At 69.1% G+C, this 22114-nt stretch carries 14 protein-coding genes and 2 pseudogenes; 7 read left to right on the forward strand and 9 right to left on the reverse strand.

Annotated elements, in window-relative coordinates:
- Positions 1–2: 2 nt before the first annotated feature.
- From fadD4 to BST10_RS04955, 4 genes and pseudogenes are all read right to left on the reverse strand, one after another.
- Complete coding sequence (gene fadD4 / locus BST10_RS04940) at positions 3–1520, reverse strand: fatty-acid--CoA ligase FadD4 (RefSeq protein WP_083036699.1); 1518 nt, start codon at positions 1518–1520, stop codon at positions 3–5.
- Between the two features lie 124 nt (positions 1521–1644).
- On the reverse strand, positions 1645–3465 hold the full coding sequence (locus BST10_RS04945) for a phosphoenolpyruvate carboxykinase (GTP) (RefSeq protein ID WP_083036702.1): 1821 nt from the start codon (positions 3463–3465) through the stop codon (positions 1645–1647).
- 469 nt (positions 3466–3934) lie between these two features.
- Positions 3935–5380, reverse strand: a pseudogene (locus BST10_RS04950) (hypothetical protein); the annotation flags it as partial.
- The gene (locus BST10_RS04955; protein WP_242665661.1) at positions 5377–6564 is read right to left on the reverse strand and encodes a hypothetical protein; all 1188 of its coding nucleotides are present in this window, start codon (positions 6562–6564) and stop codon (positions 5377–5379) included. The gene BST10_RS04955 and the pseudogene BST10_RS04950, both read right to left, overlap by 4 nt.
- Between BST10_RS04955 and trmB the strand changes: the two genes are divergently transcribed.
- From trmB to mmpL3, 3 genes are all read left to right on the forward strand, one after another.
- Positions 6563–7324, forward strand: a complete 762-nt coding sequence (gene trmB, locus BST10_RS04960; RefSeq protein WP_041319350.1) for a tRNA (guanosine(46)-N7)-methyltransferase TrmB — start codon at positions 6563–6565, stop codon at positions 7322–7324. The two genes, BST10_RS04955 and trmB, sit on opposite strands and share 2 nt — an antisense overlap.
- Positions 7325–7332: 8 nt before the next feature.
- On the forward strand, positions 7333–8016 hold the full coding sequence (locus BST10_RS04965) for an NYN domain-containing protein (protein ID WP_083036780.1): 684 nt from the start codon (positions 7333–7335) through the stop codon (positions 8014–8016).
- A 72-nt stretch (positions 8017–8088) separates the two neighbouring features.
- Positions 8089–10995, forward strand: a complete 2907-nt coding sequence (mmpL3, locus tag BST10_RS04970) for a trehalose monomycolate exporter MmpL3 (protein WP_013827113.1) — start codon at positions 8089–8091, stop codon at positions 10993–10995.
- Here the strand turns inward: mmpL3 and BST10_RS04975 are convergent.
- On the reverse strand, positions 10955–12130 hold the full coding sequence (locus BST10_RS04975; RefSeq protein WP_041316708.1) for an AI-2E family transporter: 1176 nt from the start codon (positions 12128–12130) through the stop codon (positions 10955–10957). The genes mmpL3 and BST10_RS04975 overlap by 41 nt on opposite strands.
- A 144-nt stretch (positions 12131–12274) precedes the next feature.
- Between BST10_RS04975 and BST10_RS04980 the strand changes: the two genes are divergently transcribed.
- Positions 12275–13408, forward strand: coding sequence for a lysylphosphatidylglycerol synthase transmembrane domain-containing protein (locus tag BST10_RS04980; protein WP_371869235.1), 1134 nt, complete (start codon positions 12275–12277; stop codon positions 13406–13408).
- 16 nt (positions 13409–13424) lie between these two features.
- On the opposite strand, the pseudogene BST10_RS04985 reads toward BST10_RS04980, so the two are convergent.
- Positions 13425–13778 (reverse strand): annotated as a pseudogene (locus BST10_RS04985) (hemophore); the annotation flags it as partial.
- A 369-nt stretch (positions 13779–14147) separates the two neighbouring features.
- Here BST10_RS04985 and BST10_RS04990 point away from each other — a divergent pair.
- Positions 14148–17132, forward strand: coding sequence for an MMPL family transporter (locus BST10_RS04990; RefSeq protein WP_041316705.1), 2985 nt, complete (start codon positions 14148–14150; stop codon positions 17130–17132).
- Complete coding sequence (locus BST10_RS04995) at positions 17129–17620, forward strand: helix-turn-helix domain-containing protein (RefSeq protein ID WP_013827108.1); 492 nt, start codon at positions 17129–17131, stop codon at positions 17618–17620. The genes BST10_RS04990 and BST10_RS04995 overlap by 4 nt, the downstream gene beginning before the upstream one ends.
- 9 nt (positions 17621–17629) lie before the next feature.
- Here the strand turns inward: BST10_RS04995 and BST10_RS05000 are convergent, their stop codons facing one another.
- Both BST10_RS05000 and BST10_RS05005 read right to left on the reverse strand, forming a co-directional pair.
- Positions 17630–18343 (reverse strand): hypothetical protein, encoded by a 714-nt coding sequence (locus BST10_RS05000; RefSeq protein WP_013827107.1) that lies wholly within the window; start codon positions 18341–18343, stop codon positions 17630–17632.
- Positions 18340–19017 (reverse strand): hypothetical protein, encoded by a 678-nt coding sequence (locus tag BST10_RS05005; protein ID WP_013827106.1) that lies wholly within the window; start codon positions 19015–19017, stop codon positions 18340–18342. Before BST10_RS05005 ends, BST10_RS05000 begins: the two co-directional genes overlap by 4 nt.
- A gap of 52 nt (positions 19018–19069) precedes the next feature.
- Here BST10_RS05005 and BST10_RS05010 point away from each other — a divergent pair, with 52 nt between their 5' ends.
- Complete coding sequence (locus BST10_RS05010) at positions 19070–21121, forward strand: M13 family metallopeptidase (protein WP_083036783.1); 2052 nt, start codon at positions 19070–19072, stop codon at positions 21119–21121.
- 46 nt (positions 21122–21167) lie between these two features.
- Here BST10_RS05010 and BST10_RS05015 read toward each other — a convergent pair.
- Positions 21168–22114, reverse strand: a 947-nt coding sequence (locus BST10_RS05015) for a L,D-transpeptidase (protein ID WP_207567899.1), incomplete at its 5' end; no start/stop codon positions are given.

Here is a 22114-nt window from a genome sequence, read left to right on the forward strand (position 1 = left end):
GGCTACGCCGAGTACTTCGCCACCAGCTCGTTCTTATAGAGCTTGCCAGTGTCGGTGCGCGGCAGCTGGGACTCGAAGGAGATCGAGCGCGGACACTTGTAGTGCGCCAACCGTTCCCGCAACCACACCAATAACTCCTCAGCGAATGCGTCGGTGGCGTCTGCCGGATCGACGGTCTGCACCGCGGCCTTGACGCGCTGCCCCATCTCGTCGTCGGGGATCCCGAACACCGCGGCATCCATCACCTTCGGGTGAGTGATCAGCAGGTTCTCGGCTTCCTGCGGGTAGATGTTCACCCCGCCCGAAATGATCATGTGGTGGCGACGGTCGGTGAGGTACAGGTAGCCCTCCTCATCGAGGTAACCGACGTCGCCGACCGTCACCCAGCCGCGGGGGTGGCGTGACTTGGCGGTCTTGTCCGGGTCATTGAGGTACTCGAAGGCGTTGCCGCCCTCGAAGTAGATCTCGCCGGCCTCGCCCGCGGGCAGCTCGTTGCCGTCCTCGTCGAGGATGTGCACCGCACCCAGCATCGGCTTGCCGACCGAACCGGGGTGTAGCAACCAGTCTTCGGCGGCGATCAACGTCGAACCGTGCGCCTCGGACGAGGCGTAGTACTCGTCGACGATCGGCCCCCACCAGTCGATCATCTGCTTCTTGATCTCCACCGGACACGGCGCGGCAGCGTGCATCACCCGTTGCAAACTGGAGACGTCGTACGAATTCCTGATCGCATCAGGCAGTTTCAGCAGCCGGGCGAAGTGGGCGGGCACGAACTGGGCGTGGGTGACGCCGTAGCGCTGAATCGCCTCCAGGCAGCCCTCCGGATCGAACTTCTCCAGCACCACCGTGGTGATACCGGCGGCCTGCGCGGTCATCGACCAGACCGACGGGGCGGTGTGGTAGAGCGGCGCCGGACTCAGGTAGACGGAGTCGGGGGACATCCAGACGGCCACCAGCATCGTCATCAGGCCGGGCGCCTCAGCCGGCGGCAGATGCGGCAGTGCGCGTTTGATCCCCTTGGGTCGCCCGGTGGTGCCGGACGAGTACTGCAGCAGATCGCCCTCGATCTCGTCGTCGATAGGGGTATCGGGCTGGTCGGCAACGCATTCCGGGTAGCGCTGCCAGCCCTCCAAGTCGTCATCAGCGATCAACAGCAGGCTGGGGAGGCCGCCCGGAAGATGCGCGGCCAAGTTCTCGCAAATGGTGCGCAGCGCGGCTGAGCCGATAACCGCCTTGGCGGAGCTGTTGTCGATGATGTAGGCGGCCTCCGCCGCGGTCAGGTGGGTGTTGATCGGCACGTAGTACAGGCCGCTGCGCCGCGCTGCCCACATCACCGCATGGATGTGCTCGTTGTTCTCCATGAGGATCGCGACGGTGTCGCCCTCGGCCAGCCCGGCCCGGCGGAAGAAGTGCGCCAGCCGGTTCGCGCGCGCCTCAAGATCGTCGAAGGTGATGACGGTGCCCGACGGGTGCAAGATGATGGCCGGCTTGTCGGCGCCAACATGTTCGCGAATCTGCATGGGCAAACTGTACCGTCGCCAAACTTGACGGGTGTCAAGTGGGGTCGCTCACCTGTGACCAGACACAGACTCGCACCCGCGACGCGGCATTTGTGCGATTCTGTGTCTGTTCGCGGAAAGAAACTCAGCCCAGGCGCTGCTTGAGCGCGTCGAACTCGTCGCGCAGACCGGTGGGCAATTGGTCGCCGATGAACTCGAACCACTCCTCGATCAGCGGCAACTCGGCACGCCACTCGTCGGCGTCGACGACCAGCGCCTGCTCCACGTCAGCAGTGTCGACGTCCAGCCCGGTGAGGTCCAGATCCGAGGCGCGGGGCACCGTGCCGATCGGCGTCGACTCCCCGGAGCCCTTGCCCTCGACCCGGTCGATGATCCACTTGAGCACCCGGCTGTTCTCACCGAAGCCCGGCCACAGGAAACGGCCGTCTTCGCCGCGGCGGAACCAGTTGACGAAGAACACCTTCGGCAGCTTGGACTCATCGGAGTTCTTGCCGATGTCGATCCAGTGCTGCATGTAGTGGCCGGCGTTGTAGCCGATGAACGGCAGCATCGCCATCGGGTCCCTCCGGACCTTGCCCACCGTGCCTTCAGCGGCGGCGGTCTGCTCGGAACCCATCGTGGCGCCGGTGAACACCCCGTGCTGCCAGTCGCGGGCCTCGCTCACCAACGGAACGGTGGTCTTGCGGCGGGCGCCGAACAGGATCGCCGAGATCGGCACGCCGGCCGGGTCGTCCCACTCGGGAGCCAGGATCGGGCACTGCGACATCGGGGTGCAGTAGCGCGAGTTCGGGTGCGCGGCAGGGGTGCCCGACTCGGGAGTCCAGTCGTTGCCCTTCCAGTCGGTCAGGTGCTCCGGCGTCTCGCCGTCGATGCCCTCCCACCAGATGTCGTTGTCGTCGGTGTGGGCGACGTTGGTGTAGATGGTGTTGCCGGCCTCGATGGTCTTCATCGCGTTCGGGTTGGAGCTGTTGGAGGTGCCCGGCGCCACCCCGAAGAAGCCTGCCTCCGGGTTCACCGCATAGAGCCGGCCGTCCTTGCCGAACCGCATCCAGGCGATGTCGTCGCCGAGGGTCTCGGCCCGCCAGCCCGGGATCGTGGGCTGGATCATCGCCAGGTTGGTCTTGCCGCAGGCCGACGGGAAGGCGGCGGCGATGTAGTAAGCCTTGTTCTCCGGCGAGATCAGCTTGAGGATCAGCATGTGCTCGGCCAGCCAGCCCTCGTCGTGGGCCATCGCCGACGCGATCCGCAGTGCGTAGCACTTCTTGCCCAGCAGCGCGTTGCCGCCGTAGCCGGAGCCGTAACTCCAGATCTCGCGGGTCTCGGGGAAGTGGGTGATGTATTTCTCGGAGTTGCACGGCCACGGCACGTCCTGCTGGCCCTCGGCCAGCGGCGCACCGACCGAGTGCAGGCCCTTGACGAACGCCCCGTCGGTGCCGATCTTCTCCAGCGCCGCGGTGCCCATCCGGGTCATGATCTTCATCGACGTCACCACGTAGGGCGAGTCGGTCAGCTCGACGCCGAGCTTCGGGTCCTCAGCACCCAGCGGTCCCATACAGAACGGCACCACATACATGGTGCGCCCGCGCATGCAGCCCCGGTACAGCTCGGTCATGGTGGCCCGCATCTCGTCGGGGTCCACCCAGTTGTTGGTGGGGCCGGCTCCCTCTTTGGTGCGGGTGCAGATGAAGGTTCGGGATTCGACCCGGGCCACGTCGGCGGGGTCGGAGAGCGCCAGGTAGGAGTTGGGCTTCTTCTCGTCGTCGAGTTTGACCGCGGTTCCGGCCGCCACGAGGTCGGCCATCAGCCGGTCCCACTCGGCCTCCGAACCGTCCGACCACTCCACCCGGTCCGGCTGGGTGAGCTCCGCGACCTCCTGAACCCAGGCCAGCAACCCGCGGTGTTTCGTCGGGGCGTTGTCCAGACCGGGGATGGTCGCTGAGGTCATTGAACTCTCCTGTTGTAACCCGTGTCACGTCGTGGCATTGCCGCTGGTGTGCGCCGCAGTCCACCTCTTATACCTTCATTAGATAAGAGGTTACCGTGCAGAACCACGAGCGGCGAAGCGGGCATACACGCCGCTAATCGGCCGCCGTCCGGGCGGTGTTCGGGGGATCGAGTTGGCCCAGCTCATGCGGCCCACGCGGCGGTCCCAACTTCGCCTCTCCTCCGTCGAGCCTCACTGAACCGCCGGGCCCACGCGGCGCTCCCAACTTCGCCTCTCCTCCGTCGAGCCTCGCTGAACCGCCGGGCCCACGCGGCGGTCCCAACTTCGCCTCTCCTCCGTCGAGCCTCGCTGAACCGCCGGGCCCACGCGGCGGTCCCAGCTTCGCCTCTCCTCCGTCGAGCCTCACTGAACCGCCGGGCCCACGCGGCGGTCCCAGCTTCGCCTCTCCTCCGTCGAGCCTCACTGAACCGCCGAGCTCGGACCGCACCGCGGCCAGCGCCCGGTGCAGCGTCGGGAGCTGCCGATCCCGCACCGCGGCGGCCCGGGCGGTCGCGGCCGCGTGCTCACGCAGTTCCCGGTCCAGCCCGGCGATCCGGTCAGCGGCCCGCACCGCCTCGGTTTCGTTGCGCTCGGCGAGCTCGGCGGTGAGTGCGGACTCGGCGGCCACCACCCGCAGCGCCACCAGTTCCTGCAAGGCGGAGCGCAGCGCGGCGGTGGCCTCGCCCACCCAGCGATCAAGCACCGCCCGGTCTCGCAGCAGGCCACGGATGCGGACCACCCACACCGTGACCGCGACGCCGACTACAACGCACGCCACCGCGCCGGCTGCGGTCAACCCCGGGGCCAGGTTGGCGAACAACCGGCTCAGCGCCAACGCCACCCCCAGCCCGAAGCCGGCACCGAGCAGGGTCATCAGCTGGGTCTCCAACCGCCGCGACGACAACGCCGGCGCGCCGGTCTCGAACTGCGGGGTCGAAGTCGTCGCCGCGGCGTCGCCGGACAGGCCCAACTCCTGGGCCACGTCGGCCAGGTGCTCCGAGACGCCCTGGTCGACGTCGGCCACAACCTCCTCCAGCCGGCCGCGCACATAGGCCTCGAACTGCGGCAACCGGCGCCGGGTCATGCCCGCGGCGTCCTCGGCGAGCTCGCCGCGCACCGAGGCGCAGCGCTTGCGGGCGAAATAGGACAGCTGCACCCGGGCCTGGGCGATGCGGCTGCGCAATCCGATCACCCGCTCCGATTTCGACATCCGCCGCTGCCGCACCACCTCGTCGCGCTGCTCCTGCAGCAATGTCACCCGTGCTCGCCGCCCCTCCGCGCGGGCGTCGCGGTCGATCCGGTCGGCGTCGGTGCGCAATTGGAACTCCCAGGACCGCAACCGGTTCCGCCGCTGCACATCGCTGTCACCCAGTTGTTTGGCCAGTTCCGCGACCAGGTCGTCCACCCGGGGTTCGCCGCGCTCGGGCGCCGCGGCCGCCCCCACCCACGCCACGTCGCGGTAGCGCGGCGCGTAGTCGGCCAGCGCCTCGCGGGCGGTCTGCTGCATCTCCCGCCACTGCCGGTGCACATCGATCTTGGACACCACTCCGATCACCACGTCGGTGTGGGCGGCCGCGGCGTCGAGCAGCGCGCAGTCGGACTCGGTCATTGCCGCCGCGGCCGAGACCACGAACACCACCGCCGTCGGCACCTCGCCCGGCGGCAGTTCGGCGGCTTCGACGACCGGCCACTGCCGCAGGCGCTCGGCCAGCACCCCGGCCACCGCGCTGACCCCGGCCAGCCAGGGCCCGGTGACCATGACCACGTCGCGGCGCCGCACCGCAGGCGGCCGTAGAACGGGGGCGATCTCGGCCACCAGGGCGTCCACCGCCGCGACCGGGTCCTCGGCGGCCGGGTCCGGGTCGAGGGTGGTCATCGGCGGCCTCGCGTCCTGGCCCAGTCCCGCAGCGAACCCCTGGCGATGTCGGCGGCGCAGGCACGCTCGATGACGCCCACCGGTGCGCTGCGGTGGCCCTGCCAGCGACGCGCCCGGCGCAGCGCCCGTTCTCCCGGTGTGCCTTGCTCCTGGACCACCGCGGCTGCTGCGGCCATCCGGGCCGCCACCGTCCCGTCGCAGTTGAGGAACTCATCGATGCGGGCCGCGAAGTCCTGGCCGACCGCCAGCGCCTCAAGCCGGACCACCGCCTCCGACGTCCGCCGGTGATGAACGCCGGCACCCAGCGCGGCCAGGCGTGCGACGACGCCATCGATGCCGCTGAGCCGGCGCAGCAACGCCCTGCCCTGCGTCACCGTCTCGCCGCGCCGGGCAGGCTCGAGCAGCTGCTCGATTCCGGACAGGTCGAGGGCGGCGCAGAGCCGCTCGCGCAGCTGCCGTGGCACCGGGTGCGCACAACTGATGAAGTGGTCGGCCGAGCGGAGATCGGCGGGTGCGGAGGCTAGCGTGCCCAGCGCGGCCCACAGCTCACCGTCCAGGCGACCAGCCAGTGCGGCGAGCGCGAACAAGCCCGACAGCGGTGCGGCCGGCGCCCTGCTGGCCGTCGCGATGCCGTCAACGCAGGCTCGTCCGGGTAGGTCCGCCTTGTTCAGCACCACCAGCACCGGTCGGCGCCGCGCCGAGCGCACCTTGACGATCTCCGCCGGGTCCTCCGGTTTGACCGCTTCGGCCACGACATACACCGCGGCGTCGGCGGTCGCGGCTTTCGGCCCGCTGTCGGGTGCGCACCTGACCTCCAGCCCGGCGGCGGCCAGCGCGGCGGCCACGGTGCGTCGGCCCACCCCGCGCCGCCCGCACACCGCGACCCGCAACGGCGCGTTGACGTCCACGGCGATCGACGACAGCCGTGGATCGGAGAGGTCGGCGGCCAGCCGGGTCAGCCCGTCGGCGAAGAGCTGGCGCCCCTGTGTCACGACCATGCCCTCCCGCATCGCCCAATCGGCCCACCACTTGCAGGCCATGGTGTCAGCTGTGCCGCCGGGATGCGAGTCACCGTGCCACGGTGTCCGCGCGCCGATCCCGGCGGCCCCGCAAAGCAACTGTTGGGTATCAATGTGGACCGCGCCGTGGGTACACCCGAGGACATGGGCCACCATGGACTGCATGCATGCGCAGCGCGACGTCGAATCGTCATCGGACGTCGCCGGCATCGACGCACCGGCTGCGCGGCGGGCCCGAAATTTCAGCGTCCGCTACCGGCACTCCGCACTCTCCGCCGGCCAGCGCCGAACCTGGGAGCGACTCTGGCCCGAACTGGGCGCCGACGTCCCAGTGCCGCCGGACGGTGCCGACCGCCCCGATCCGCTGGATCCGCAACGCTGGTTCGGCCGCGCGGCCCCGCTGGTGCTGGAGATCGGCTGCGGAGCCGGCACCTCGACGGTCGCGATGGCCCGGGCCGAGCCTCACTTGGACGTGATCGCCGTGGAGGTCTACGAGCGCGGGCTGGCACAGTTGCTGTGTGCCATCGAACGCGAACAGCTCACCAACGTCCGGCTGCTGCGCGGCGACGGCCTCGACGTGCTGGAGCACCTGATCGCCCGGGAGTCACTGACCGGGGTGCGGGTGTTCTTTCCCGACCCGTGGCCCAAGGCGCGGCACCACAAGCGGCGGCTGCTGCAACCGGCCACCATGGCCCTGATCGCCGATCGGCTGCAGCCGGGCGGGGTGCTGCACGCGGCGACCGACCATGCCGGCTACGCCGAACAGATCGCCGAGTCCGGCGACGGCGAGCCCGGCCTGCGCCGGGTGACGAATCCCGTTCCGACACTGCCGATCTCGGTTGCCCGGCCCACCACCAAGTACGAAGCGAAGGGCCGCGACGCCGGCAGTGCCATCACCGAGTTGATCTGGGAGAAGCCGCGGTGAGCGACGCTGTGGCGGAGGTTCCTGCCCGGTCGACGCAGCTCCCGGACGACGCGACCTCCGACGCACCACCGGCCCGTCGGGTGCTGCTGGTGTGGGACGCGCCGAACCTGGACATGGGCTTGGGCGCGATCCTGGGCCGCCGCCCGACGGGAGCCGAACGGCCCCGGTTCGACGCCTTGGGCCGCTGGCTGCTGAACCGCACCGCCGAGATCTCGGCACGTCACCCGCAGCAGCCGGTCGAGCCGGAGGCCACCGTGTTCACCAACATCGCCCCGGGCAGCGCCGACGTCGTCCGGCCGTGGGTGGAGGCGTTGCGTAACGTGGGTTTCGCGGTCTTCGCCAAACCGAAGATCGGCGAGAACAGTGATGTCGACTCCGACATGCTCGAACACATCGCGCTGCGGCGGGACCAGGGGCTGGCGGCGGTCGCAGTGGCGTCGGCCGACGGTCAGGCGTTCCGGGAACCGCTGGAAGAACTCTGTGCACTCGGCATAACCGTCTCGGTGCTCGGATTTCGCGAACATGCCAGCTGGGCGCTAGCCTCGGATACCTTGGAGTTTGTCGACCTGGAAGACATTCCTGGTGTGTTCCGGGAGCGGCTGCCGCGGATCAGCCTGGATTCGCTGCCGGAGCAAGGGGCGTGGCTGCAGCCGTTCCGGCCGCTGAGCTCACTGCTGGCCTCGCGCGAGTAACAATTGGACAACCTGGCAAGGGACGCGCGGGTCCGAAAGATGTCGCAACAGACTTTAGTGAGGAGCGTATAGGTGTTCGCCTGGTGGGGTCGAACTGTATACCGCTACCGGTTCATCGTAATCGGCGTGATGGTGGCGCTCTGCTTGGGCGGTGGGGTCTACGGCATGAGTCTGGGCGACCACGTCACCCAGAGTGGTTTTTACGACGACGGCAGTCAGTCGGTCCAGGCGTCGGTACTCGGCGACGAGGTCTACGGCCGGGACCGGACCAGTCACGTCGTGGCGGTCTTCACCGCCCCCAAGGGCGAGACAGTCGATGACAAGCAGTGGTTCGACGGGGTCAAGAACGGACTGAACAAGGTCAAGGACGACCACCCCGACCAGATCCTGAGCTGGGTCGGCTACTTCACCAACCCCGAGGCGCTGGCCACCATGGCCGACGCGGACAAGAAGCACGCGTTCGCATCGATCCAGCTCAAGGGTGACGACGACGACACCATCCTCAAGAATTACCAGGCGGCCGAGCCCGCGCTGCAGGAGCTCGACGGCGGCAAGGTCGAGCTGGGCGGCCTGCAGCCGATCGCCAGCGCGCTGACCGGCACCATCGCCAGCGACGAGAAGCGGATGGAGGTGTTGGCGCTTCCGCTGGTGGCGGTGGTGCTGTTCTTCGTGTTCGGCGGTGTGGTCGCCGCCAGCCTGCCGGTCATCGTCGGCGGTTTGAGCATCGCCGGGGCCACGGGCATCCTGCGGTTCGCCGCGATGTTCGGTCCGGTGCACTTCTTCGCCCAACCGGTGGTGTCACTGATCGGCCTCGGTATCGCGATCGACTACGGCCTGTTCGTGGTGAGCCGGTTCCGTGAGGAGATCGCCGAGGGCTACGACACCGAGGCGGCGGTGCGGCGATCGGTGATGACCGCGGGGCGCACCGTGGTGTTCTCGGCGGTGCTGATCATCGCCTCCAGCGCCAGCCTGCTGGTGCTGCCGCAAGGATTCGTGCATTCGCTGACGTATGCGATCTTCGCCTCGGTGGGCCTGGCGGCCCTGCTGTCGATCACCCTGCTGCCGGCCATTCTCGGCGTGCTGGGCACCAACGTCGACGCCCTCGGGGTGCGCACCCTGTACCGCATCCCGTTCCTGCGCGACTGGGAGTTCTCCAACCGGATCATCGGCTGGTTCGCCGAGAAGACCCAGAAGACCAAGACTCGCGAAGAGGTCGAGGCCGGGTTCTGGGGCAAGCTGGTCAACTTCGTGATGCAGCGGCCGCTGGCGTTCGCGATCCCGATCGTGGTCGGAATGATCTTGCTGATCATCCCCCTGGGCAAGCTGACGTTCGGCGGGATGAGCGAGAAGTATCTGCCGCCCGACAACACCGCCCGGATGGCCCAGGAGCACTTCGACGAGATCTTCCCGGGTTTTCGCACCGAGAAGCTGACGCTGGTGATCAAGAGCACCGCCGACAAGCCGGTGACCGACCAGCAGGTCGCCGACATCCGCAACCGCGCGATGTCGATCAGCGGGTTCGTCGTCCCCGACGACAACCCCGACGACATGTGGAAGGAACGGCCCTACCTGCCCGGTGCGTCGAAGGACGACAGCACCCGGGTGATCGAGAACGGTCTGGTCAACCGCAACGACGCGGCGCAGAAGATCAAGGCGTTGCGCTCACTGAGCACACCGAAAGGGCTGTCCGTGCTGGTCGGCGGCACCCCGGCGCTCGAGCAGGACAGCATCCACACGATGATCGACCGCGGTCCGCTGATGCTGGTGATCCTGCTGACCACGACTACGCTGTTGATGTTCCTGGCATTCGGTTCGCTGGTGCTGCCACTGAAGGCCGCGGTGATGAGCGCCCTGACCATCGGTTCGACGATGGGCATCCTGACCTGGATCTTCGTCGACGGACACGGCGCCGGGCTGATGAACTTCACCCCGACGCCGCTGATGGTGGTGATCATCGCCCTGGTGGTGGCCGTCGGCTGGGGGCTGGCCACCGACTACGAGGTGTTCCTGGTGTCCCGGATGGTGGAGGCCCGCGAGTCCGGGATGTCGACCTCCGAGGCCATCCGGATCGGCACCGCGACCACCGGGCGGCTGATCACCGCTGCCGCACTGATCCTCGCGGTGGTTGCCGCGTCGTTCGTGTTCTCCGACCTGGTGATGATGAAGTACCTGGCGTTCGGCCTGATGGCGGCGCTGCTGCTCGATGCCACCGTGATCCGGATGTTCCTGGTGCCGTCGGTGATGAAACTGCTCGGCGACGACTGCTGGTGGGCGCCGCGCTGGATGAAGCGCATCCAGAACCGGATCGGGCTGGGCGAGATCCGGCTGCCCGACGAGCGCAAGCGCAGGGTGACCCGCCCCAGCGCGCCGGCACCGCTTGCCACGGCACCGGCGGGCGCGGCCCCGGCGCGGCCATCGCACGACCCGACCCATCCCACCGCCGGTGGTCAGGCCCGGCCGCGGGCGACCGAACAGTTGCCGACGCGGCCCGTGACGGGCAGCCCGTCGGGCGCTCGGACCAGCCGGATCAACGCCGGACCTCCCGAGGCGCCGACCACGCGGTTCCAGGCGGCTGATCCGGTGACCGAGCGGGTCGAGTCCCCCGCCGAGGGTCCGGCCGGTGGGGACCGCGAAATCGAGTCCTGGCTGGGCGAGCTGCGCGGCGGCCGGGATGCGGGATCGCCACGCTCGCGTGGCCGGCAGGACCCTGCCGAACCGCGGCCGTCCGACGAGCGGACGCGGTCGTTGCCCAAACCCGCCGGGCCCCCGGAGGACACCGAGAACGCCCCCACCACCGCCATTCCGGTTCAGGGCGACCCGGCGGGCCCGGACAGTCCGGCGACCGAGAAGCTCACCGCCCCCCGCGACCAGGGAGACAAGGGCGATAAGGGCGACAAGAGCGGCGACAATCCGCAGCGGCGCGGCGCCGCCGGTGGTCTCAGTGCGGCGGAGTTGCTGCGCCGGGAGGGCCGGTACTGATCTCCTCCTCGGGCGCCGCATCCGCCCCGGGTTCGACATCCTGCTCGGGCGTCGCATCCTCTTCGGGCGCCGCATCTTCGGCGTCGTGTGAGCCGACCAGTACCCGCACCGCCCGGTCGATGAACGCGATCGTCGGGACGGCCAGCAGCGCGCCGACGATACCGGCCAGGATCGCCCCGGTGGAGATCCCCAGCACCACCGCCAGCGGGTGGATCGACATCGCCCGGCCCATCACCAGCGGCTGCAGCACATGGGCCTCGAGCTGGTTGACGGCGACGATCAGGCCCAGGGTGACCAACGCATAGATCCAGCCCTTGGCTATCAGGGCGACCAGCACCGCCAACAGTCCGGTGAGCACGGCACCCACCAGCGGAATGAAGGCTCCCAGGAAAACCAGGGATGCCAACGGCAACGCCAACGGCACGGCCATGACAGCCAGGCCTATGCCGATCCCGACGGCGTCCACCAGCGCCACCAGGAAGGTCGCCCGGATGTAGCCGATCAGCGACTCGAAGCCGGCGACCCCCGCCGCGTGCACCTTGGCCCGCACGTCACTGGGGAAGAACCGGACGGTGAACCGCCAGATGTCGCGGCCGCCGTAGAGGAAGAAGATCAGCGTGAACAGCACGACGAACGCACCGGTGAAGATCTTGGTGATGGTCTCGGCCGTCGACAACGCGCCGCTGGTCAGCTTGGCCTGGTTGTTGCGCAACTCGGTGATCACGGTGGCGCCGGCCTTGTCTATCTGGTCGCTGCTCAGGTGCAGTGGGCCTTCGATCAGCCAGTGTTGTGTCGAGTTGACCATCTGGGTGACCTGCTCGACCAGCTCGGGCAGGCCGTCGATGAACTCGTCGATCACGAAGCTCAGCAGCGCGGCCAGCACCGCCACACCGGTGAGCAACAGCAGGAACACCGCCAGGCCTCGGGGGACCCCGGCCCGGTCCAGCCGGTCCACGCCGGGCAGCAGCAACGCCGACATCATCATCGCCAGCGCCACCGGGACGACGATGACTTCGAGCCGTCGGGCGATCAGCAGGACCACCAGCACCGCAGCGAACAACACCAACAGGCGCCAGGCCCAGGCTGCCGCCTTGCGCACGGTCGGATGGACGGATTCGGCTGCGCTGGCTGACATTCCGGTAGCGTAACGATGCCGCAGCGAGAGCACATACAGTAGCCGGATATCGCTGTCACGCGGCTAACCTCTAATCCCGTGTCGCACCACGTAATCGACGTCCCGGCCGGGGCTCCGCAACGTCCGGCCGGTGCCCGCAACTGGGTGCGTCCGGTCATCGCCGGGCTTGTCGCAGTGGTGCTGACGGTTGAGATCGTGCTGGTGTGGGACCAGCTCGCCACGGCGTGGGGCAGTCTGTGGCGCGCCGACAGCCGCTGGCTGTTCGGCGCGACCCTGGCGGCGGCGGCATCCATGCACAGCTTCGCGCAGATCCAGCGCACCCTGCTGCGCTCGGCCGGGGTGCACGTCACGCAGTGGCGATCCGAGGCGGCCTTTTACGCCGCCAACTCGCTGAGCACCACGCTGCCCGGCGGTCCGGTGCTGTCGACCACCTTCCTGTACCGCCAACAGCGGCGCTGGGGCGCTTCGCCGGTGGTGGCGTCCTGGCAGCTGGTGATGTCGGGGGTGCTGCAGGCGGTCGGGCTGGCGCTGTTGGGCCTGGGCGGCGCCTTTCTGCTGGGTGCACGCGACAATCCGTTCTCGCTGCTGTTCACCCTCGGTGGTTTCGTCGCGCTGCTGCTGCTGGCCCAGGCGGTCGCGTCGCGCCCGGAGTTGATCGACGGCATCGGGGTGCGCGTCCTGTGCTGGTTCAACTCGGTGCGCGACAAGCCCGCCGACACCGGCGTGACTACCTGGCGCCGAATGCTGGGGCAATTGGAGTCGGTCAGCCTGGGCCGCCGGGATGCGTCGACGGCATTCGGCTGGTCGTTGTTCAACTGGATCGCCGACGTCGCCTGCTTGGCGTGCGCGGCCTACGCTACCGGCGGCAGCGCGTCGGTGGCCGGATTGACGGTGGCCTATGCCGCCGCCCGCGCCGCGGGAACGATTCCGCTGATCCCAGGCGGACTGCTGGTCGTCGAGGCCGTATTGGTCCCGGGCCTGGTGTCTAGCGGCTTGAGCTGGCCGGATGCCATCTCCGCGGTGCTGGTCTACCGGATGATCAGTTGGTTGCTCGTCGGCGCCGTCGGGTGGGTGCTGTTCCTCTTCGTCTTCCGCACCCAGGATTCCGGCTGCCGGGACACTCCCGGCTGCGAAACCGCCGTCAGCGAACCGCGATCGGTTGGGTCACTCCCCCGGCCGGCGGACCGCTCACCGGCAGGCCACCGCCGGGCAGACCTCCCGGCAGGCCACCCTGGCCCTGGGCGGCCTGCAGCAGCCCGAGTACCTGCGGCAGGTTGACCGCCAGCTTGCACCGGTCGCTCACCTCGGTCACCGGTGCGGTGATCTTGGCCAGGTCGTCGCCGACCTTCGGATTGGCGTCAAAGTAGCTCTTGAGGTCCGCCAGCGTCTGCGGGCCGGGCTGCTGCTGCAGCGCCCCGGTCAGCACCTGGTTGGTGTCCGGGTGGGAGTCGAGGTAGTCGCCGGTCGAGGTGACGGCCTTGCCGACGGTCCGGGCGAGCTCGCTGGCCACGCAGGGATCCTTGGAGGCGGTCGCCGACGGCACCGACGGCACCGACAGCAAGGCGACGGTCGCGGCGCCGCCCACCAACAGGGCGGCGACGGCGCCGAGGGTCCGCGTGCGAAGCAGGACGGCACGGGTGGTGTTCACGAATTCTCCTCACAACTGGTGAGATTTCCGGCGGTTCCGCCACGTTGCGGAGACGTTCGGCTGGTCGGATGTGGCGGGAGGTCTCCCGGCAGCAGCGGCACGATGGGACGGGGCCGTCGTCGCCGAATCTCTTGCTCGCGGAACTACACCGCTCGCCGAACCCGGCGGGACCGCTCGCCATCCTGTCAGCATCGGCAGTACGCCGCCACCCGAGCGCACGTCGGCCTGGTCACAGTGCGGTTCCCGGACCGCATCGGACCAGCTCAGAGGCGACGAGAAAGCGCCGGCGCCACCGCTTGCTGCGGTAGGCTCGCAGCACGCGACGCACCGGTGCGGGCGAGAGCGGGGAGAACCGAAATCCAGCAGTTCATGATGCGCTTCAGCAGCAACCTGCGCAGATTCCGCTGGGTGGTCTTCACAGGTTGGCTTCTGGCTGTGCTCCCATCGCTCTATCTGGCCGCCAACCACTCCGGTCACCTCACCGGCGGGGGCTTCGAGGTCGAGGGATCGCAGTCGCTGTATGTGCAGTATCAACTCGAGGATCACTTCCCCGACCAGGGTGCCTCGCCGCTGGCCCTGGTGGCGGCTCCGCGCGCCGACGCCACCTACCACGACATGCAGGACGCCGTGGCGCTGTTGCAGCGTGTCGCCGGCGAGGTGCCCAGCGTGACGGTGGTTCCCGATCAAATGCAGCCGCCGCCGCGGCCCGACCGGCCCTATGTGGTGTCGCTGCGGGTGGACTTCGACAACACCGGCGCGGTCGACATCGCCAAGAAGCTGCGCGCCAGGCTGGGCGTGGAAGGCGAACACCCCGGCCGGATCGAGAACGGCTCGGTGAACCTGTATGTGATCGGGCAGGGCGCTCTGGGGGCCGCGGCGTCGGCCAAGACCAAGCAGGACATCGCGGCGGCCGAACAGTGGAACATGCCGATCGTGCTGATCGTGTTGCTGGCGGTGTTCGGCTCCCTGGCGGCCGCCGCCATCCCGCTGGCCCTCGGGATCGGCACGGTGATCGTCACGATGGGGCTGGTCTATCTGCTGTCGATGTTCACCACGATGTCGGTGTTCGTCACCTCGACGGTGTCGATGTTCGGCATCGCGCTGGCGATCGACTATTCGCTGTTCATCCTGATGCGCTACCGCGAAGAGCTGCGGGCCGGCCGCCAACCGCAGGAGGCCGTCGACGCGGCGATGGCGACGTCCGGGCTGGCGGTGGTGCTGTCCGGCCTGACCGTGGTGGCGTCGCTCACCGGCATCTATCTGATCAACACCCCGGTGCTGGTGTCGATGGCCACCGGCGCGATCCTGGCCGTCTCCGTCGCGGTGCTGGCGGCGGTCAGCCTCACTCCGGTGGTGCTGGCCGTGTTCGGCCGCCCGGTCGCCAAACGGTCGGCGCTGCTGAATTGGTCGCGCAGCCCGGCCGCCCAGTCGCGCTTCTGGACCCGCTGGACGGCCTGGGTGATGCGCCGCCCGTGGGTGTCGGCACTGCTGGCCGCCGGATTGCTGCTGACGCTGGCGGCGCCGGCGCTGTCGCTGGAACAGGGCAACAGCATGCTGCGGCAGTTCGACTCCTCCCACGAGATCCGGGGCGGGGTGGCCGCGGCGGCCCAGGCACTGGGTCCGGGTGCGTTGGGGCCGGTCCGGGTGCTGGTCACCATTCCCGGCGCGGACGCCTCGGCACCCTCGCACGCCGAGACGTTCGCCGCGGTGCGCCAGGAGATGAGCCGCGCGCCCAATATCGCCTCGGTCTCGCCTCCGGTCTTCGGCGACGACGACAGCAGTGGGCTGCTGTCGGCGGTGCTGTCGGTCGACCCGGAGGACATGGCCGCCCGCGAGACCATCGACTGGATGCGCGACCAGCTGCCGGCGGCGGCCGGTTCGTCGTCGGTGCGGGTGGATGTCGGCGGGCCCACGGCGTTGATCAAGGATTTCGACGACCGGGTCGCGGCGACCGAACCGCTGGTGCTGGTGTTCGTGGCGCTGATCGCGTTCGTGATGCTGTTGATCTCAATCCAGTCGGTGTTCCTGGCGTTCAAGGGCGTCGTGATGACGGTGCTGTCGGTGGGGGCCGCCTACGGGAGCCTGGTGATCGTGTTCCAGTGGGGCTGGCTGGAGCGGTTCGGGTTGACACCGACCGGGTCGGTCGACAGCTTCATCCCACCGATCGTGCTAGCGATGACGTTCGGGCTGTCGATGGACTACGAGATCTTCCTGCTGACCCGGATCCGGGAACGCTTCCTGCAGTCCGGCAACACCCACGACGCTGTCGCCCATGGCGTGAGCACCAGTGCGCGCACCATCACCAGCGCCGCGCTGATCATGATCGCGGTGTTCATCGGCTTCGCGTTTGCCGGGATGCCGCTGGTCGCCGAGTTGGGGGTGGCCTGTGCGGTGGCGATCGCGGTCGACGCCACGGTGGTGCGGCTGGTGCTGGTGCCGGCGCTGATGGCGATTTTCGCCGAATGGAACTGGTGGCTGCCGCGCTGGCTGGCCTGGCTGCTGCCGTCGGTGGACTTCGAAAAACCGCTGCCCACAGTGGATCTGGGCGATGTGGTGATGATTCCCGATGACATCTCCGCGCTGATCACCCCCAGTGCCGATCTGCGGGCGGTGGTGAAGTCGGCGGCCCGGCTCAAGGAACTGGTTCCCGATGCGGTCTGCGTCGGCGACCCGCTGGCGCTGCGAGGCTGCGGCATGGCCGAGGTGGCCACCAGCAAGATCGAAGCGCTGCCGGTAGCTGCGGCGACCGCGCCCGCCGGCGGTAAGGCGGTGGGCAACGCGCTGGCCAAGCTGGCCGGCGGCTGGCCGTCTCGTGGCGGTGGCGGCCGGGCCCTACCCCGGGCGATACGGCCGGTGCATCCCGTCACCGTGTGGCGGCGCCGGCTCGCGGTGGCCCTCGACGCGCTCGAGACCGAGTCCTGGGTCGCGAACGAGATCGGATTCGAGGGCCCGGCGTTGACCCGGTGCCGGCCGATGGAGACCGCGGCGGTCCAGCTGCCGACCGGCGACCGGCTGCAGGTCCCCACCTGCGCAGAGACGCTGCGCCTCAAGGGGTACCTGCTGATGTCGCGCAACAGCCCGCGGGACTACCGCGAACTGGCCGAGCTCGTCGACGTGCTCGACCCGCAAACCGTTGCTGCGGCACTTGGCGGGGTCGACAGGTACTACTCTGGGCAACCAGCCGACCGCCAATGGATGGCCACGCAGCTGGTCTGTCGGCTCGCCGACCCGGAACCGGTCGAACGCGAAGTGGACAACTCCGGCGACGGTGCGCCCCCGGCCGGAACGGAGTGGGAACACGTCCGGGCGCGCTGCCTGGCGGTTGCGGTGTCGATGCTGGAGGAGGCGAGGTGACGTTGGCCCCGGACCGACGCCGTGCACCGCAGCCACCCCGGTCCGGCAGCACCGACCGGCCGGTGGAGTTCTGGTCGACGTCGGCCATCCGCGCCGCACTGCAGACCGGCGACATCGCCACCTGGCAGCTCATCGTGGTCGCACTCAAGCGCGACCCGTACGGGCGCACCGCCCGGCAGGTCGAAGAAGTCCTGGCGGGTACCGGCCCCTACGGCATCTCCAAGGCGCTGTCGGAGGTGCTGACCCGTGCCCGGGCCCACCTGGAGGCCAACGAGCGCGCCGAGGTCGCCCGCCACGTGCGAGTGCTGATCGAGCGGTCGGGCCTGAGCCAGGAGGAGTTCTGCTCGCGGGCCGGCGTGCCCGCCGACACGCTTCGCGAGTACCTCGACGGCACCGTCAGCCCGCCGGCCTCGCTGATGATCCGGATGCGCCGACTGTCGGACCGGTTCGTCAAACTGCAGACTCGCGGCGCACCCGACGTGCTGTAGCCGCCGGGGTCAGCGCGCGTGGATCGGTGACATCTCCAGCACCATCCACTGGCCGCCCCGCTTGGTCAGGGTCACCCGCACCGGCACCACCGCCTGCTTGACCTGCTGGTTCGCCACGGTCTGAACGCTGCGCAGCACCACCGCGACCCGAGCCGCCGACGGACCGAGCGCCTCGACGCCGGCACTGAGGTTCTGCGCGTCGACCGCGATGTTGCGGTTGGCCATCTCGGTGGCGGTCCGGCCGATGCTTTCCCGGAAGGCGTTGACCCGGTCCGGGACCATGAACGTCGCCGCCTTCTCGATCGACGCGTCCGGGTTGGCCGGTGACACCGTCGCCGCCGCCTCAGCCATGGCGACCGCCGTCTTGACCACCTCGCCGGAGTCCGCCTCCAGCTCCTGGTCCGGCACCGTCCAGCGCAGGTATCCGAGCACCGCCGCGGCCACCAGCGCCGAGGCGGCCAGGGCGACCACCCCCATGCGAAGGCCCGGCCGGTCGTCGTCGGTGCCGACCGTGACGGCATCGCGACGCAGCAGCAGGAAGTTCACCACCATGCCCTCGACGATGAGCAGCACCAGCACCGAGCAGACCGACACCCACCACAGCGGCCAGTCAAGCATCAGCCCGACCAGCAGCAGGCCACCGATCGCGGCCAGCGGCGCGGCGATGTCGAAGGCCAGCACCCGCCACAGCGTTCGCGACTTCAGGAGCCCCAGCTTGCTCATCGGATCGACCTCAATCGGGAAATCATCAGGTGCCCGTCCACGTCGGTGACGTCGAGGTGCAGCGCCCAGTGCACGGTCTGCGGTCGGCCTCCCACGTTCTCGGCGATCGAGGTGGCGATCACCATCACCGGGTCGGTGCGGCCGGGGCTCGGCGGCTGGTCATTCCCGGCGGCCGGGTCGTCGAGGTTGTGGCGCTCCAACTCGATGGCGACCGCCTCGATCCGGCCACTGCTTCGGGACTGGATCTTCTGCACCACTTCCCGGTAGGGCTCCAGCGCGGCGTCGAACTCGCTGTTGAGTTCGCCGACGGTCTTGTCGCGCAGCCGCGTCATCCCCTTCTCGACGTTCTCGGCATTGAGGTTGATCAGCACGCTGGTCCAACTGGCGGCGGTCTGCAGCACCCGGCTGCGATAGGCGCGCTCGTCGACGTCGTCGCGGTGCATGCTCCAGGTGATCAAGCCGAACACCAGCGCGCCGATCGCGACCAGGCCCAGGAACGCCGATGCCAGTCCGTAGCCGGAGATGCCGCCCTTGGGCGCCTTGGCCGCCGGCGGGGCGCCTTTCTTGGTGGCGGGTTTCTGGTCGTCCCGGGGCGTCTCGACGGTGGTCTCGCCGGGTTCGACGACGTCGCCGTCCGCTGCGGTGGAGATGTCGGGCTGCTCCTCGTCAGGCATGGCGGTGACGCTACAGGACGGCTGTACGGTTCGCCGTGAAAGGATGGGCCCGATGATCTCACCAGCCACCCGTTCCGGCCTTGACCTCAGCCACCTCGACGGCACCATCCGCGTGCAGGACGACCTGTTCGGACATGTCAACGGCCGCTGGCTCGACGGCTACGAGATGCCGCCGGACCGCGCCACCGACGGTGCGTTCCGCGCCCTGTTCGACCGGGCCGAACGCCAGGTCCGCGACCTGCTCGCCGAAGCCGCCGGTTTGGCGAGTCTCGGCAGCGGAGCGGCGACGCTGGAACCGGCGCATCAACCCGCGGCCTCGGGCGCGGCGGCCGGCAGCGACGAGCGCCGGATCGGCGACCTGTTCGCCAGCTTCCTCGACGAACAGACCGTGGCCGAGCGCGGGGTGGAACCCCTGCTGGCGGAGCTTTCCGCGATCGACGCAGCCGGTGACCGTGACACCCTCGCGCGGGTGCTGGGCGCATGTCAGCGCACCGGGGTCGGCGGGGGCGTCGGCCTGTATGTCGACACCGACTCCAAGGACTCCACCCGTTATCTGCTGCACCTGACCCAGTCGGGTCTCGGGTTGCCGGACGAGTCCTACTACCGCGACGACCAGCACGCCGAGATCCTGGCCGCCTACCCGGGCCACATCGCCGCGATGTTCGCGCTCGTCTACGGCGGCGAGCCGAGCGGCTACGCCGCGGTCGCGGCCCGGATCGTCGCGCTGGAGACCAGGTTGGCCGGCGCGCACTGGGACGTGGTGAAGCGCCGCGACGCGGAGCTGGGCTACAACCTGCGCACCTTCGCCGGGCTGCCGCAGGAGGCACCCGGGTTCGACTGGGCGGGCTGGGTCGGCGCCCTCGGTGTCGCCGGCGATGTCACGACCGAACTGGTGGTACGCCAACCCGACTATCTGACTGCGTTCGCCGCGCTGTGGTCCTCGGTCGAGCTCGCCGATTGGCAGGACTGGGCGCGCTGGCGGCTGATTCACGGCCGCGCCGGGATCCTCACCGATGCGCTGGTCGCCGAGGATTTCGAGTTCTACGGTCGACGGCTGTCGGGCACCGAACAGATCCGGGAGCGGTGGAAGCGCGGCGTGTCCCTGGTGGAATCACTGATGGGTGATGCCGTCGGAAGACTTTACGTGGCAAAGTATTTCCCACCGGACGCCAAGGCGCGCATCGATGCGCTGGTCGCCAATCTGCGGGAGGCCTACCGGGTGAGCATCACCGGGCTGGCCTGGATGACGCCGCAGACCCGGGAGCGGGCACTGGCCAAGCTGGACAAGTTCACCGCCAAGGTCGGCTACCCCGCCAACTGGCGCGACTATTCGGCGCTGGTCACCGATCGCGCCGACCTGTACGGCAACTTCCTGCGCGGCTACGCGGTCAACTACGACCGTGAACTGGCGAAGCTGGGCTCCCCGGTCGACCGCGACGAATGGTTCATGACGCCGCAGACCGTCAACGCCTACTACAACCCGGGGATGAACGAGATCGTCTTCCCGGCCGCGATCCTGCAGCCGCCGTTCTTCGACGCCGACGCCGACGACGCCGCCAACTACGGTGGGATCGGCGCGGTGATCGGCCACGAGATCGGGCACGGGTTCGACGATCAGGGCGCCAAGTACGACGGCGACGGAAACCTGATCGACTGGTGGACCGACGCCGACCGCACCGAGTTCGGTACCCGCACCAGCGCGTTGATCGCCCAGTACGAGACGTATGTGCCGCGGGCGCTGCGCGACGGACAGCACGACTCACATGTCAATGGGGCGTTCACCGTCGGGGAGAACATCGGCGATCTCGGCGGGCTTTCGATCGCCCTGCTCGCGTATCAGTTGTCGCTGGACGGCGCCGAGGCGCCGGTGATCGACGGACTGACCGGAGTGCAGCGCGTCTTCTACGGCTGGGCGCAGGTGTGGCGCACCAAATCCCGTGATGCCGAGGCGATCCGGCGGCTGGCGGTGGACCCACATTCACCGCCGGAGTTCCGCTGCAACGGGGTGGTACGCAACATGGACGCGTTCTACGAGGCGTTCGATGTCACGCCCGACGACGCGCTGTATCTCGAGCCCGCACAGCGCGTCCGCATCTGGAACTGACCCCCGGGCCCGGTTTTCCCCGGCGAGCAGACGCGAAAGGGTGCCGCTACATCTGCCAGTCTTGGGCGCCGTCGTTCTTGGTGTAGGTGCCGACGGAGTTCTTCACCACGACCGGGTCGCCGCTGCCGAAGTTGTCGTAGAACCACTTGGCGTTGGCCGGGCTCAGGTTGATGCAGCCGTGGCTGACGTTGCGCTTGCCCTGGTCATTGACCGACCAGGGGGCGCTGTGCACGAAGCCGCCGCTGTTGTCGATGCGGACCGCGTCCTGCACCGTCACCTTGTAGCCGTAGGTGGAGTTGATCGGCACCCCGTAGGTGGAGGAGTCCATCACCAGCGTGGGGAACTTCTCCAGCACGTAGTAAGTGCCGTTGGGAGTCTCGTGCCCACCGCTCGACATGCCCATCGACATCGGGAATGTCTTCTCCAGCTTGCCGTTGCGGGTGATCGTCATCTGGTGTGTCTTGTCGTCGGCGGTGGCCACCAGGGAATCGCCGGTGCGGAAGCTCGACTTGGTGCCGGCCGCGTCGATGTTGACGGTGGTGTGGGCGGGCCAGAAGTCGAACGGGCGCCACCGCACCTGGCTGGGGGTCATCCAGTAGAACTTGCCGGGTACCGGCGGGTTCGACGAGATGTGGATGGCCTGCTCAGCCATCGCCTTGTCGGCGATCGGCCGCTGGAAGTTGATGATGATCGGTTTCGCGACGCCCACCATCGATCCGTCCAAGGGGTTGAACGACGGGGGCAGGAACGGCGCGGTGCCGGTGAACGGTTCGGGATTCTGCCCGGCGACCGGGCCGGCCGCGACCGGAACCGCACCCTGCTGTGCCGAGCCCGGCTCACCGGGCCCGCCGGGCTCACCCGGCACGGCACCCGGCTCGCCCGGCATCGCACCCGGCTCACCGGGCACAGGCGGTGCGGGCTCCGGCGGGGGCGGGAACACCAACGGGTCCGCGGGCGGCGGCGCCGGCGCGGGAGGCGGCGGGGGGGCAAACG

Origin of the sequence: Mycolicibacter algericus DSM 45454, from assembly GCF_002086455.1 — a bacterium.
In the GTDB taxonomy this organism is placed as follows: Bacteria; Actinomycetota; Actinomycetes; order Mycobacteriales; family Mycobacteriaceae; genus Mycobacterium; species Mycobacterium algericum.